Consider the following 14,648-nt stretch of genomic DNA (forward strand, 5'->3'; position numbering starts at 1 on the left):
GGGCCCCGCACCCGCCCGTCCGGTTGCGGGGCCCTCGGGGCCGGTGCTCTCCTGCTGGTGTCGGGCCGTGCGACGGCCGGAGCCGAATCGCCCCGACGTCCCCGAGGGAAAGCCGGTGGCCCCCATGGCCGAGCGATCCACCGTCCGCACCGTGACGTACGACCTGCTGCGCACGCTCGGACTCACCACGGTCTTCGGCAATCCGGGCTCCACCGAGGAGCCCTTCCTCCAGGACTTCCCCGCGGACTTCCGCTACGTCCTGGCGCTCCAGGAGGCCTCCGCGATCACCATGGCCGACGCCTTCGCCCAGGTCACCGGCCGCCCCGCACTGGTCAACCTGCACTCCTCGGCCGGCACCGGCAACGCCATGGGCAACCTGGTGTCGGCCTCCCACGCGCACACGCCCCTGATCGTCACCTCCGGCCAGCAGCACCGGGAACTGCTGATCGGCGAGCCGTACCTCGCCAACCGCGAGGCGACCCTGCTGCCGCTGCCCTCGGTGAAGTGGTCCTACGAACCGGCCCGCGCCGAGGACGTCCCCGAGGCCGTCATGCGTGCCTACGCGCACGCGCTCCAGCCGCCCGCCGGGCCGGTCTACCTGTCGATCCCGCTGGACGACTGGAAGCAGCCGCTGTCCGCCTTCACCCGGGTGCGGACGGTCAGCCACCGGGTGGCCCCCGACCCCGCACGGCTACGGGCCTTCGCCGAACGCCTCTCCGCCGCCCGCCGGCCCGCACTCGTCTTCGGACCCGAGGTCGACCGCGGCGGCGGCTGGGACGCCGCCGTCGCCCTGGCCGAGAAGCTGCGCGCCACCGTCTACGGCCCCCCGCTCGCGGAGCGCACCTCCTTCCCGGAGGACCACCCGCTCTACGCCGGCCCGCTGGGCCTGTCGGTCAAGGCCGTCGGCGAACGCCTGACCGGACACGACCTGGTCGCCGTGATCGGCGCGGAGGTGTTCCGCTACTACCCGTACGTACCGGGCGACTACCTCCCCGCGGGCACCGCCCTGCTCCAGCTCACCGGCGACCCGCACGCCGCCGCCACCGCCCGGGCCGGCGACAGCCTGCTCGGCGACCCCCGGCTGGCCCTCGAAGGGCTGCTGGACCTGGTCCAGGAGGGCACGGCCCGCACCGCCCCCGACCCGATGCCCCGGCCCCGGGTCCTGTCGGCCTCCCCGACCCTCCCGCTCCCCCCGCCCGCCGTCTACGCCGCCCTGAGCCGGGTCCGCCCACCGGACGCCGTCATCGTCAACGAGTCCACCTCGACCATGGCCCAGCAGCTCGAATGGCTGCCCACCACCCGCCCCGGATCCTTCTTCTCCACGGCCAGCGGCGGCATCGGCTGGGCCGTCCCCGCCGCCGTGGGCATCGCGCTCGCCGACCGGGAGCGCGGAGTACGCCGCCCGGTGGTCGGCCTGATCGGCGACGGCTCCTTCCAGTACTGCGTCCAGGCCCTCTACACCGCGGCCCGGCACCACCTCCCGATCGTCTACGTGGTCATGCGCAACCACGAGTACGCGATCCTCAAGTCCTTCGCCCGGCTGGAGGACACCCCCGGCGTCCCCGCACTCGACCTCCCCGGCCTCGACATCGCCTCACTCGCCCGCGGCTTCGGCTGCCACGCCGTCGACGTAGAGACGACCGAGGACCTGGAACGGGAGTTCACCACGGCCCTGACCGCCGACACCACCACCGTCATCGTCGTCCCCACCCAACCCCAGCCCGCCACGCTGTAGGGGGTGCGGCCGGGCCCGGGCGGCGGGAACTCAATCAGTCGCTTGACAATCATCGCGAGCCCCTGCTTGAGTCCGGACCATGGCACGGGCAGAGAAGACGGACCAGCGCCGGGAGACCGGTCGGCGCACCCGGGACGGCCTGCTGGCCGCCGCCCTGGACCTCCTGGCGGAACGCGGCCAGGACGGCGTGAAGCTCCGCGACGTCACCGACCGCGCCGGGGCCAACGTCGCCGCGGTCAGCTACCACTTCGGTTCGCTGAGGGCGCTCTGCGACGCCGCGATCGAGCAGGCGCTGGAGCGGTACCTGGACGCCCAGATCCAGGCACTCGACCCGCTCGGCCCCGACGCGACCCTCCAGGAGCTCGCGGCGGCGTTCGCCCGGCCGATGATCAGGGCACTGGCCGCCGGCGGACCGGAACTGGCCGTGATGCGCACCGTCGCCCGGGTCGGCATCGACCCGCCCCAGGGCTGGGACCGCCTGAGCGGCAAGTTCGAACGGGCCCGCCAGGACGCCGTCCGCGTCCTGGCGGCCAACCTGCCCGGTGTCGACGAGCGGGAACTCGTCTTCCGCACCCGCTGCGCCGCCGGCCTGCTGAACTGGCTCGCCCTGGCCCCCATCGGCGCCGAGCTGGCCAGCGAGCCCGCCGAACGGATCGAGCGGCAGCTGCTGCCCGTCCTGACCGGCGCGTTCCACGGCCAGCCGTACCCGGGCTGACCTGCACGGACCCCCGTCCGACCAGAACCATTCAAGCAAATGCTTGACCACTCGCCATGACGCTCCCATAATTTCAAGCAAGCATTTGATTGCTTTCATGGAAGGGGAAGTGCGATGACCACCGACGCGGAAGCCGTGGTGCGGGCCGCCTACCACGCGGCCGAGGGCCACGTCCTCGACGTACCGGGCTTCATCGACGAGTTCGCCGAGGACGGGGTGTTCAACAACGTCGTCGCGGGCGAGAGCTACCGCGGCGAACACCTCGGCGACCAGGTCGTCTTCATGGCAGCCCTGGCACCCGACATCCACCGCGAACTCCACCGGGTCCACGTCATCGGCGACGTGGTCGCCGTCGAGCTGACGATCGAGGGCACCGTCACCGGCCCCTTCGAGACTCCCGCCGGCACCGTCCGGGCGCCCGGCGCCCGACTCAGCATCCCCACCGCCGACTTCTGGTACGTCGAGAACGGGAAGGTCAAGGAGTTCAACTGCTACGTCGGGCTCAGCGTCATGCTCGCCCAGCTCGGCGTGCACCCCGACTTCGCCGCCGCCGTCGCCTCCTCGGCGGCCGCACCGTCCTGACCGCCCGGGCCCGGCCCCCGATCCGTCAGGCTTCCGCCCTCACGAACCGCCGCTCCCCAGCATCAGGTCCGTCCCGCCCAGGAAGGTCAGCCCGGCCGCCTCGCTCAACTCGTCGGGGAGACAGGTGAGGGCGAGCTGCAGCGCCTGCAACGAGTCGACGCCGAAGATCGCCGTCACGCGGTCGGCGATGCCGGGGTGCCCCGTGATCCGGTACGGGCAGTACCAGTCCGGCCCTTCCGGGTCGCGGGACGGCGCCCCGACTTCCAACAGCACCGGCACCCGCGTGCCGTCCGCAGCGGTGAAGACCAGCTCACGACTGGCGACGACCCGACCAAGCTCGTACTCAGCACTCATCGCAGCAGTACACCACGCGTTCGCCCACCGGACCGTTCTCCGCCCGCCTGCCCCCGTGGGTTCCCCCAGCGGGCACCGATCGAGGAGCCGCCTTAGCATTCCGGTGGAGCAGGGGGCCGCCCGCAGGAGATTCCGAGGAGCTTCGCGATGAGTACGCACCTTCACCCTGCTCGCGACCGCCGTGCCCGGCGGCTCCGGGTGCGCGGCCACCCCGGGCCGTCCGGGAAGACGGCGGTCCACCGGAGCACCGGCACCCGGCTCGGCTGAGCCAGCCACCGATGCCGGCCGGTTTCAGTGCGGGCGACACCGCCTTCGTGCTCATCAGTGCGGCCCTGGTCATGCTGATGACCCCCGGGCTGGCCTTCTTCTACGGGGGCATGGTCAGGGCCAAGAGCACGCTGAACATGCTGTCGATGTGCTTCGTCGTGCTGGCGATCGTCAGCGTGCTGTGGGTGCTCTACGGCTACTCGCTCAGCTTCGGCTCCGACGCCTTCCACGGCCTGATCGGCAACCTCGACCACCTGGGGATGCGCGGCATCGGGCGGGACGAGCTGCACGGCTCGATCCCGGTCTCCGTGTTCGCCGTGTTCCAGCTGATGTTCGCGGTGATCACCCCGGCGCTAGTCAGCGGCGCGATCGCGGACCGCGCCAGGTTCACCGCCTGGACGCTGTTCGTCACGGTCTGGGCCACGGTGGTGTACTTCCCGGTCGCGCACTGGGTGTTCAGCACCGACAACGGGCGCGGCGGCTGGCTGGTCGACCGGGTGGGCGTGATCGACTTCGCCGGCGGCACCGCGGTGCACGTCAACGCCGGGGTCGCGGGCCTGGCGCTCTGTCTGGTGCTGGACAAGCGAGTCGGTTTCCGGAAGCACCCGATGCGCCCGCACAGCCTGCCGCTGGTGATGCTCGGCTCCGGGCTGCTCTGGTTCGGCTGGTTCGGCTTCAACGCGGGCTCGGCGCTGGCCGCCGACGGCGTCGCCGGCGCGGCGTTCCTGAACACCCAGATCGCCACCGCCGCCGCGATGCTCGGCTGGCTGGCCTACGTACGGGCGAGGAACGGCGCCTTCACCTCGCTGGGCGCGGCCTCCGGCGCGGTGGCGGGACTGGTCGCCATCACCCCGGCCTGCGGGTCGGTCTCGGTGCTCGGTTCCATCGTGATCGGGCTGGTCGCGGGCGCGGTCTGCGCGGCGGCGGTCAGCCTCAAGTACCGGCTGGGCTTCGACGACTCGCTCGACGTGGTCGGCGTGCACGCGGTCGGCGGGGCGATCGGCTCGCTGCTGATCGGCCTGCTCGCCACCGGGCATGTCGGCGAGAGCGCCCGGGGCCTGTTCTACGGCGGCGGCTTCGGGCAGCTCGGCAAGCAGGCGGTCGGAGTCGTGGTGGTCGCCTGCTACTCCTTCGTGCTCTCCTGGCTGCTCGGCCGGGCGATCCAGCGGACCATCGGCTTCCGGGTCGCCGAGGAGGTCGAGGTGGTCGGCATCGACCAGACCGAGCACGCCGAGACCGCCTACGACTTCACGGCGTCGGGGGCTCCCTGGCCCGAGCCCCCGGCATCCCGGCCCCGGCCCCGGTCCCGGGGAATGGCGGACGGCCTGGCGACGGCCGTGCGGAAGGCGTTGCGGAGGAGGGCCCCGTAGCCGGCTGGGCGTGCCGGGGCCCCTTCACCGGCCGAGGGCCGCCGTCACCAGGTGACGGGCAGTGCGTGCAGCCCGTAGACCTCGTTGTTGACCCGGTAGGGCACCTCTTCGGCGGGGCACGCGAGCGCGAGGCCGGGCAGCCGCCGCAGCAGCGCGGGCAGCGCGATCCGCAGTTCGGCGCGGGCCAGCGGTGCGCCGAGGCAGTGGTGCGGGCCGTGCCCGAAGGTCAGGTGCGACACGGGTTCGCGTCCGATGTCGAGGCGGTCCATCCCGGCGCCGAGCGCCGGGTCCCGGTTGGCCACCGGCAGCTGGCAGACGACCTGCTCGCCGGCCTTGACGGGCACGCCGCCGATCTCGGTGTCGTACCGTGCCGTCCGGGCCAGCGCGGTGCTGGACACGGACAGGTACCGCAGCAGTTCCTCGACGGCGGCGTCGACCACCGGATCGCCCTCGGGCGCGTCGCGCAGCCGGTCGGCCTGCTCCGGGTGCGACAGCAGGGCGAGCACGCCCAGGCCGATCGTGTTGGACACCGTGACGTGGCCGGCGAGCAGCAGCAGCTCGCAGACCCCGACCAGTTCGGAGTCCGACACCGCGCCGCCGTGCTCCCGGACGAGCATGCCGATCATCCCGTCGTCCGGGCTGCGCCGCTTCTCCGCCACCAGGGAGGCCACGTACGCGTGCGACTCCCGGCCGGCCGCGAGCCGTTCCTCCATGGGGAGCCCGAGGTCCAGCGTGGTCCGGGACCAGCGGTGGAAGTCCCCCTGGTCCGGGTCGGGGACGCCGAGCATCGCGCAGATCACCCCGAGCGGCAGCGGGAGGGCGAAGGCGTCCATCAGGTCCGCCGCGGGCCCCCGCGCCTCCATGGCGTCGAGCAGTTCGCCGACCAGGGCGCGGATCATCGGCTCCAGGGAGCGGATCCGTTTCCCGGTGAACTCCGGCGTCAGCACGTGGCGCAGCCGCGTGTGCTCCGGCGGGTCCATGTTGAGGAGTTCGTTCGGCAGGACCGGGGCGCGTTCCGGGTCGTACATCGCGAAGGTCTCCTGGTCGGCCAGGACGCGCCGTACGTCGGCGTGCCGGGTGACGAGCCGGTACTCGCCGACCCGGTGCAGCCAGAAGTCCCGGACCCGCCGGGCCGGGTCCCCGCGCTGGGCCTCGCCCAGGGCCGGGCCCGGGTCGAACCCGTCGCGACGGTAGAAGATCGAGATCGGCGGCACGTCCTGCTCGCTCATGGAACCTCCCGTGATCATCCGGTATCCCCTTCCCGATACCCCCGGCCCCGGGCCACCGCGCACACCGGCGGCTATCCCGTACGGCGCGCGGGGGCGCGGCGGCCTCGCACGCGCCCCCTCCCCCGAGCCGGAGCCGCCCCCGGCGCGCCTCACCCCCGGGGAGCTGGGCCCCTCACCTGCCCTTCCCGTCCGCCAGGAGGCCCGCCTGCCGGTCCGTCAGGAGTCCCTCGGTACGGAGCCAGCGCACCGTGTCGGCCATGGTCTCCGCGATCGGCCTCGGCAGCAGTCCGCAGGTGCTCGCGGCCGGGTGGACGGGAGCCGCGCAGGCGCAGGTGTAGACGGCGCCGTACTCCGCGGGGATGTGCCAGGGCCAGCCGCGCTGCACCAGGGTGGCCAGGGCGCCGACCGGCAGCATGGCGCGGGCGGGCAGGAAGACCGCGGGCAGCCGCCGCCCGGTGACCTCCCGCAGGGTCCGCACGTACTCCCGGGTGGCCAGTTGGCGGCCCGGGGCGAAGTGGCGGTCGAGGCCCGTCCTCGGCGCGGTCAGCAGTCGGGCGTGCAGCCGCGCGGTGTCGCGGACGTCGCCGACCGGGAAGCCGCCGAGCGGCCAGACCGGCATCAGCCCGCGCAGGGTGTTGCGCAGCCGGGTGTTCTGGTCGCCCGGCCCCGGGTCCAGCGGGCCGAGCAGCGCGGGCGGGTAGCTGATGACCACCGGTGCGCCGTCCCGCTGGTGGCGGCGGGCGACGCGCTCGGCGGCGGCCTTGGTGGCCATGTACGTCTCCCGGGGGCGGCCGACCGGGGAGTCCTCCCGGAGCGGCCGCCGGCGGGTCGGCAGCAGCGCGACGATGCTCGACACGTGGATGACCGGATCGGCGCCCGACCGGCGGGCCGCGGCCAGCACCAGGTCGGTCCCCCGCTCGTTGGTCCGGCGCATGGCCGCGTACCGCCGGCTGTCGAAGGAGTACACCGAGGCCGCGTGCAGGACGGCGTCGGCGCCGCGCACCGCGCGGGCCGCTCCGCCCTCGTCCGTCACGTCCCCGACGACCAGGTCGACGGCGCCCGGGTCCACCTCCAGCAGGGCGAGGGCCCGTTCCGCGCGGGCCGGGTCGCGCACCAGCATCCGCACCCGGTGCCCGCCCCGGACCATCGCCGCGACCGAGTGGATGCCGACGAACCCGGTGCCGCCGGTCACGCTCACCAACATCGGACCACCCCTCCGCTCAGCCGGTCCCGTCGCCGGCACCGCCGACGCCCCGATGGAATCCTCCGCCGTAGAACAGCAGCGCCTGCCGGCCCTCCGTCCAGCCCGACCCGAGCACGCTGCCGAGGAAGACCGAGTGGTCGCCGCCGTCGTACTGCGCGGCCAGCTTGCACTCCAGCCAGGCGAGCGAGCCCGACAGCAGCGGGGCGCCGGTGAACGGGCCGGGCCGCCAGTCGACGCCGTGGAACTGGGCGGCGCCGCGCGGCCGGCCGCGGCCCGCGAAGTACCGTGCCAGCGGCTCCTGTTCGGCCCCCAGGACGGAGACCGCGAAGGACCCGGTCGCCGTGATCGCCCGGTGCATCGTCGCGGTGCGGGCGACGCAGCACAGCACCAGCGGCGGCTCCAGCGACACCGAGCTGAACGCGTTGGCGGTCATCCCGTGGACGTGCTCGCCACCGGTGGTCAGCACCGTGATCCCGGTGGCGAACCGGGCCATCGTCTCGCGCAGCGCGTCCGGTGGAACGGCGGCGTGCCGGGAGGACGGCGAGGTCGTGGACGGTGACGGGTCGTCGACCAGGGCGCGGCCGTTGTCGCTCACCGCGCCCTCCCCGTGCCCACCGGCCGGCCGGGCGGGGCCGGCGCCGCCAGGACCCGGGCGGCCACCGCGTCCTCGGCGTACGGCGCCAGGGCCCGGCGCAGCTCCTCCGGCACCGGGGCCGGGACGGTCGCCGTGTTCGGCCCGCGCATGCACGCGATCCGCTGGCGGCCGCGGGCGACCGGGCTCCCCTGCCCGCCGTCGATCCGCAGGTAGTCGAAGCTGAACTGGACCTGGGTCCGGGTCAGTTCCTCCAGTCGCATCCGGACCGACAGCTCGTCGAACGCGGTGATCTCGGCGAAGAACTCGCACTCCACCTTGAGGGTGAACAGCTTCAGGTCCTCCCGCAGCTCGGCGAGCACCCCGGGCGCCTTCTCCTTGAGGAACATCTCCCGGCAACGCCCCTGCCAGCGCAGGTAGTTCACGTAGTAGACGTTGCCGACGAGGTTGGTCTCCTCGAACCCCACGGTGTGGCGCAGCTCGTAGTAGCCCGACATCAGTTCTCCTTTCCGGCGAGTACGGCGAAGACGACCGGACCGGGCCGTCCGTTGACGGTGGTCACCCAGGTGGCGACGGCGGCGTCGCCGGCGGACAGGACGGCCCAGCCGTCCGGGTGGACGCGGTCGAGGGTCAGCGCCTGCGTGGTCGCACCGGACTTGCGCAGGCACTCCAGGGCGCTCCAGACCCTGGTGCCGGCCACCTCCGGGGCCTCGTCTGCCTCGGCCGCCAGCAGGTCCCGCAGGGCGTGTTGGCCGGGGCCGAGCAGCGCGTCCCAGTCCTCGGGGGTCCGTTCCAGGACGGACTCGGCGTCGCAGGCGAGGCGCCCCCGGCCCACCACCGCCAGGGTCAGACCGGCGTCGTGCGAGGCCGACACCGTCCAGCCCTCGAGCCCCGGCCCGCCGCCGAGTTCGGGCCTGCCGTCCGGCCGGTGGTTCAGCTCCACCGGCCGGCCCAGCGCCCGACCGACGGCGGTCGCGGTGCGGGCCCGGCGGTCGCGGTGCCCGGCGTCGCCGTCCGCGGCGGGTTCGACGACCACCGCGCGGCTGCCGCCCAGGACCCGTTCCAGGCTGCGTTCCAGGTACGAGCCGAGCATCGCGGGCACCCACGGGCCGGCGCCGTCGCGCCGTCGCACGGCGACCAGGGTCAGCCCCTGCCAGTGCTCGACCACCGCTCCGGAGGGCGTGCGCACGACGAGGTCGTAGACGTAGCGGTCCCCGTCCTGGGAGCGCTCCCGGGCGTCGAGCACGACGAACCCGGTGTCCTGGTCCGCCCGGTCGGCCAGCCAGAGCCGCTCGATGCTCTGCGGCAGCAGGGTGGCGTCCGGCACGCAGCACTGGATGGCGTGCATCATCGCGTCCCGGGTGCCCGGGTCGGCCAACTGCTGCTCCTGTGGCAGGAAGGCCGCGAACCAGGGCGCCTGGGCGGCGGTGGAGATCTCCGCCAGGGCGTGCCGGGCGCTCGCCCGCCGGTACTCCAGCAGGCGCTGGAACCGCTTGCCCTGGAACAGCACGCCGCCGTACAGCTCCGTCACCGGGTCGACCGGCACCGTCGGCAGGCCGGACCAGACCGACGGCGGTGTGCCGGGCGGCTCGGGACGGGGGTAGCGCAGCCTCGCCCGGAAGTGGTCGGCCGTGAAGCCGGTGTCCTCGCTGCGCAGCACCACGTCGACCGTCCCGGGGGCCTGCACCAGCGCGGCGATCCGGATGGTGGTCGAGCCGCCCGGGCGGACCACCACGGGGCGGCGGAACTCGACGTCCTCCAGCAGCGGCGAGCCCTGGTGCCCGCTCACCGCGGCGGCCACCTGGGCCATCGCCTCCATGCCCAGGACGGCCGGGAAGAGCAGGTCGCCCTGGAGCCGGTGGTCGGTCAGGTACGGGTCGCTGCCCTCGGACAGCTCGGCCTCGGTGATCAGCTCGATCTCCGGGTGGTGGGCGACCACCCGCTCCACGAACCTGGTCAGCGGCAGTTCGCGCTGGACCGTGGCCAGGGTGGGCAGGCCGCCGGCCCGTCCGCTCACCACCAGGACGGGGCCGGCCGAGGGGTCCGCGAGCACCTCGCGGAGCACCCGGATCCCGTCCTCGGTGGAGATCGGCGTGATGCCCTCCCGGATCAGCGCCTCGACGACGCCGAGCCGTTCGCCCATCCCCGCGCCCGACCAGACCGACCACTCCAGGGCGATCGCGCGGGCCCGCGGGTGCCGGTCCCGGAAGCGGAGGGTCAGCTCCGTCATCCAGTCGTTGGCGGTGGCGTAGTGGGCCTCGCCGCGGAGCCCGGCCCGGCCGATGATCGAGCCGAAGGTGACCAGCAGCTTCAGGCGGTCCGGGTCGACGGCCGCCAGCACCGCCGCCAGGCCGTCGGTCTTGGGCGCCAGGGTCCGCCGGAAGTCCTCGGCGGTCAGCGCGTCCAGGGCGGCCGGCTCGTTGCGGCCGGCGCCGTGCAGCACGGCGGTGACCGGGCCGAGTTCGCGCTCCAGCCGGCCCACCGCGGCGGCGACCTCCTCGGGCGAGGTCACGTCCGCCCGGGCGTAGCGGTAGCGCAGGCGGGCGGCGTCCATCCTGGCCAGGTTCCCGGCGAGTTCGCGGTCGGCGGCCGGGTCGGCGCGGCCGATCAGGGCCAGGGCCGCCCCGGAGTCCCGGGCGACCGCCAGGGCGCACTCGGCGGTGATGCCCTTGCCGCCGCCGGTGACCAGGAGGACGTCCCGCGCGTCGAGCGGTGACTCGCCCTCCGCCACCGGGCGGCGCGGCAGGGGGCGGAGCACCGGGACGGTGCGGCGGCCGTCCCGCTGGTAGCGGACCTCCGCGAAGCCGGCCGTGGCGGCGGCCTCGGCGACGACGCGGGCCACCGCCTCGTCGCGGGCGGACCCCTCGGGGGCGGTGTCGGGCAGCTCGACCACCGTGGTCGGGACGGACGGGTGTTCCAGGTGCAGGGTCTTCGCCAGGCCCGCGGCCCCGAGGCGGTGCTGGACCACGACCAGCCTGGTGCCCTCGGGGGCGGCCAGGACGGCTCGCGCGGCGGTCAGGAAGAGCTCCGTGTCCCGCGCGCCGCACTCGTCCGGGAGGCAGAGCAGGACGCCGTCCCCGAGGCCCGCCGCGGCGAGCGCGGTGCGCAGCGGTGCGGCCAGCGGGTGGCCGGGCGTGGCGAAGACCGTCCAGCCGTCGGCCGAAGCCCGGGGGTCGGACGCCCGGGAGCCGGGGTGCGGCCCGGCCGGCAGGGGAGCCGCCACGTGCTCGACCGCGAAGGGGCGCACCCACGGGGCCACCCCGGGGACCTCACCCGCCGGCTCCGCCCCGGCCTGCGAGGTGTCCGCCAACCGGTCGATCAGCTCGGCGAGTTCGCCCAGCCGTACGGTCGCGAAGCCGGTCGTGGCGGCGAGCGCGGGCTGGCCCAGCGCCCGGGTGACGTCGTTGACGATCTGGCCGACCGTGATGGAGCTCAGGTGCAGGTCGTCCATCGGGTGGGTCCGCGCGGTGACGGAGTCCAGCGGCAGCTCGACCCGCTCGGCCGCGAGCCGTCGCAGCAGGTCCAGGGTGGAGACCGGGCCGGTGCCGGTGTCCGCACCCGCCGGACGCGCGGACCGCTCGGCGTCGTCCGCTCCGTCCTCCGCTCCGTCCTCCGCTCCGTCGTCCGCCCCGCCGGCCCGCGCCACCAGGGCCGCGCCGATGGCCGGAGCCGCCTCGCAGGGGCTGGCCAGGAAGGTGGGATCGCTCTCCGGCGGCAGCGGACGGACCAGGCGGTCGCCGAACAGGGCCGCGGTCCGCACCGGCGCACCGAGCACGTACGCGGCGCCGGCGACCCTGAGCAGCGGGCCGAGCGAGGCGCTGTCGGTGTCGACCGCCAGCACCGCGAGGTCCGGCGCGATCTCCGCCAGCAGGCCGGACAGCACCCGGCCGGGGCCGACCTCCACCACCAGGTCGGCGTCGGCGGCTGCGGCCTCGGCGGCCTCGTGGAACCGGACCGGGAGCAGCACCTGGGCCCGCAGCAGCTCCCGCAGGTCGGCGGTCGGGTCCAGCAGCCGCCCGGTGACCGTGGAGGCGACCGGGCGGACCGGCGGGCGGAGGTCGAACCCGGCCAGCTCGGCCGCCATCGCGGCCGCGGCCGGCTCGACCAGCGGCGAGTGGAAGGCGTGCGACACCCGCAGCCTGGTCGCCGTGACGCCCTCGGCCGCCGCCCGGCGGCAGACCTCGTCGACCGCCTCGGCCGGGCCGGAGACCACGGTCTGCCGGGGACCGTTGTAGCCCGCGACGACGACGTCCGACCCGTCCGACAGCCGGGCGGTCCGCTCCGGGGTCGCCGCCAGGCCGGCCATCGCGCCACCGCCGAGGCTCGCCCGCGCCATCACCCGGCCGCGGACCGTGGCGAGGCGTACCAGTTGCTCCTCGCTCATCGCCCCGGCCCAGTGCAGCGCCGTCAGCTCGCCCAGGCTGTGTCCGACCGCGGCCCCGGCCCGGATGCCCAGTCCGTCCAGCACCCGGAGGGCGGCCAGCGAACCGGTGACGATGCGCGGCTGGGCCACCTCGGTGGCGACCTGGTCCGCACCGGCGGGCGGTCCGGCCGCGCCGAACACCTCCTCCGCGGTGGCGAACCGGCGCCGGATCGCGCCGACGGCGCCGTGTCCCGAGCCCTGCCCGGGGAAGAGGTAGACGATCCGGGGCGCGGTCCGCGCCCGGCCGAGGAAGACCCCCTCGGCGGCCGAGAACGCCTCCCGCGCGCCCGAGTCGAGCAGCGCGGCCAGCCGTTCGAGGGCCCGCGCGGCGTCGTCCGGCGAGGTCGCGACGACGGCGGCCCGGACCGGGGCGCCGGAGAGCCGCTCGGCCAGCGTTCCGGCCAGGTCCGCGAGTTCGGCCTGGGCCAGTCGGGGCACCAGGTCGAGCAGTGGGCCCAGCTCCGCGCGCAGCGCGGCCGGGTCCGCGCCGTCCAGCAGCAGCAGTTCGGCGTCCTGGCGTCCGGCGACCAGCCGGGTGGTGCGCTCGTCGAGCGCCTCGCGCCGGGTGCGGCCGGGGCCCTCGGCGACCGCGACGTGGGTGTTGATCCCGCCGAAGCCCATGGCCGACACGCCCGCCCGGACGGGCTGGTCGGCCGGCCAGAGCTCGGCCCGGCCCGGCACGTACATGGCCGCCGTCTCGCCGAGCAGGCCGGGGTGCGGGTCGTGGTGGCCGGTCGCCGGGGGGATCACCTGGTGGTGCACGGCGAGGGCGGCCTTGATCAGGCCGGCCACGCCCGCCGCGGCCTTGGTGTGCCCGAAGTTCCCCTTGACCGTCCCGAGCGCGGCCGGTCGGGCCGTCGGGTCGGCGGCGCGGCGCGCGGAGGACAGCGCCTCGATCTCGGTCGCGTCGCCGAGGGCCGTGCCGGTGCCGTGGCCCTCGAAGTACGAGACCGTCTCGACCCCGTAGCCCGCCCGCCGGTAGGCGCGGTCCAGTGCCAGCCGGTGGCCGCCCGCCTCGGGCCGGGTGATGCCGCCCCTGCCGTCCGAGGAGACCCCCCAGCCGCTGATGCTCGCGTAGATCCGCCGCCCCTGCGCCACCGCGTCCCGCTCGCGCATCAGCACCAGCATGCCGGAGCCCTCGCCGGGCCAGAAGCCGTTGGAGTCCCGGTCGTAGACCTTCATCTCCCCGGTGGCCAGCGCGCCGGTCTTGGCGAAGCCGATCACCTCGAACGGGTCGATGGACAGGTCGACCCCGCCGGCGACGGCCACGTCCAGGTCGCCGTCACAGAGCGCCCCGGCGGCCGTGACCACGGACAGCAGGGAGGAGGAGCAGGCGCCGTCGACGGTGTACCCGCCTCCGCGCAGGTCGAAGTGGTTGCAGATCCGCCCGGCGATGGTGTTGGCGAGGCCGCCCGCCAGCGAGTCCTCGTCGATCGGCGGGAAGGGCGCCTTGTAGCGCGGCTCCAGCTCCCCGAGGAAGGCGGCGACGTCGCCCTCGGGCCAGCCCTTGCCCGCGAGGGCGGCGGCCACCGTCCGGCGCACGTAGGGCCAGCGCAGCCGCATCGTGTTGGCGCGCGAGAACTCCCCGGTGAGGCTGTTGCCGACCACCACGCCGGTGGCCTGCCGCGGCAGCCCCGCGCCGTCCGGGAACCCGGCGTCGGCGAGCGCCTCGGCGGCCACGTCGAGGGCCAGCCAGTGGGTCAGGTCGGTCGCCCGGTACGTGCTGCCGGCGACGCTGTACCCGACCCGGTCGAAGCTGTAGTCCCGGAGGACGGCGGCCTTGGTCGCGTAGTACCGGTCGGGCGCGGTGCGGTCCGCCGACCAGTAGTCCGCCTGGTTCATCCGCTCGTCCGGCAGCCTCCGGAAGGCCCGGCGGCCGCCCAGGACGTTGTCCCACAACTCGCCCGGGGAATTGGCGTCCGGATAGCGGAGGCCGATTCCCACGATTGCGATCCGTTCACTGCTCATGTATCCACCACCCATGGAGATGAATTGACGGCGAATCCCTTCGCCAACCCGGCAGTCCACCCATCGGTCAAGCGTGCGACCAAGGCCGGGAAAATGCCTTCTCCGAGTTTGCTTTACCACCCGCGCGGGTCGCGCTCTTTCAATAACGGCGTTATTTCCCCGCGTTCGCATTCCATAACGCCGTGATATTCCGCGCGGCCCACCGGAGC

Annotated in this window: 10 protein-coding genes; 4 read left to right on the forward strand and 6 right to left on the reverse strand. The window is 74.7% G+C overall.

Annotation, left to right across the window (positions count from 1 at the left end):
• The first annotated feature begins 124 nt into the window (after positions 1 to 124).
• From mdlC to ACFU7Z_RS22625, 3 genes are all read left to right on the forward strand, one after another.
• Positions 125 to 1,735, forward strand: coding sequence for a benzoylformate decarboxylase (gene mdlC / locus ACFU7Z_RS22615; RefSeq protein ID WP_380779206.1), 1,611 nt, complete (start codon positions 125 to 127; stop codon positions 1,733 to 1,735).
• A gap of 79 nt (positions 1,736 to 1,814) precedes the next feature.
• A complete protein-coding gene (locus ACFU7Z_RS22620) occupies positions 1,815 to 2,450 on the forward strand; it encodes a TetR/AcrR family transcriptional regulator (RefSeq protein WP_380779208.1) in 636 nt (211 codons plus the stop codon).
• Positions 2,451 to 2,564: 114 nt separating this feature from the next.
• The gene (locus ACFU7Z_RS22625; protein WP_380741000.1) at positions 2,565 to 3,032 is read left to right on the forward strand and encodes a nuclear transport factor 2 family protein; all 468 of its coding nucleotides are present in this window, start codon (positions 2,565 to 2,567) and stop codon (positions 3,030 to 3,032) included.
• Positions 3,033 to 3,071: 39 nt separating this feature from the next.
• Here ACFU7Z_RS22625 and ACFU7Z_RS22630 read toward each other — a convergent pair whose 3' ends face one another.
• A complete protein-coding gene (locus ACFU7Z_RS22630) occupies positions 3,072 to 3,386 on the reverse strand; it encodes a DUF6968 family protein (RefSeq protein ID WP_380779210.1) in 315 nt (104 codons plus the stop codon).
• 278 nt (positions 3,387 to 3,664) lie between these two features.
• Here ACFU7Z_RS22630 and ACFU7Z_RS22635 point away from each other — a divergent pair, with 278 nt between their 5' ends.
• Positions 3,665 to 5,023, forward strand: a complete 1,359-nt coding sequence (locus tag ACFU7Z_RS22635) for an ammonium transporter (RefSeq protein ID WP_380779212.1) — start codon at positions 3,665 to 3,667, stop codon at positions 5,021 to 5,023.
• Positions 5,024 to 5,067: 44 nt separating this feature from the next.
• Here ACFU7Z_RS22635 and ACFU7Z_RS22640 read toward each other — a convergent pair whose 3' ends face one another.
• The 5 genes from ACFU7Z_RS22640 to ACFU7Z_RS22660 form a co-directional block, all read right to left on the reverse strand.
• Positions 5,068 to 6,252, reverse strand: coding sequence for a cytochrome P450 (locus ACFU7Z_RS22640; RefSeq protein ID WP_380779215.1), 1,185 nt, complete (start codon positions 6,250 to 6,252; stop codon positions 5,068 to 5,070).
• A 172-nt stretch (positions 6,253 to 6,424) separates the two neighbouring features.
• A complete protein-coding gene (locus tag ACFU7Z_RS22645) occupies positions 6,425 to 7,456 on the reverse strand; it encodes an NAD-dependent epimerase/dehydratase family protein (RefSeq protein WP_049651315.1) in 1,032 nt (343 codons plus the stop codon).
• A 16-nt stretch (positions 7,457 to 7,472) separates the two neighbouring features.
• Positions 7,473 to 7,949, reverse strand: a complete 477-nt coding sequence (locus tag ACFU7Z_RS22650; protein WP_053112049.1) for a flavin reductase family protein — start codon at positions 7,947 to 7,949, stop codon at positions 7,473 to 7,475.
• A gap of 98 nt (positions 7,950 to 8,047) precedes the next feature.
• Positions 8,048 to 8,545, reverse strand: coding sequence for a thioesterase family protein (locus ACFU7Z_RS22655; RefSeq protein WP_074002823.1), 498 nt, complete (start codon positions 8,543 to 8,545; stop codon positions 8,048 to 8,050).
• Positions 8,545 to 14,439 (reverse strand): SDR family NAD(P)-dependent oxidoreductase, encoded by a 5,895-nt coding sequence (locus ACFU7Z_RS22660; RefSeq protein ID WP_380779218.1) that lies wholly within the window; start codon positions 14,437 to 14,439, stop codon positions 8,545 to 8,547. Before ACFU7Z_RS22660 ends, ACFU7Z_RS22655 begins: the two co-directional genes overlap by 1 nt.
• Positions 14,440 to 14,648: the final 209 nt, after the last annotated feature.

This window comes from Kitasatospora sp. NPDC057518, assembly GCF_042802075.1.
GTDB lineage: Bacteria > Actinomycetota > Actinomycetes > Streptomycetales > Streptomycetaceae > Kitasatospora.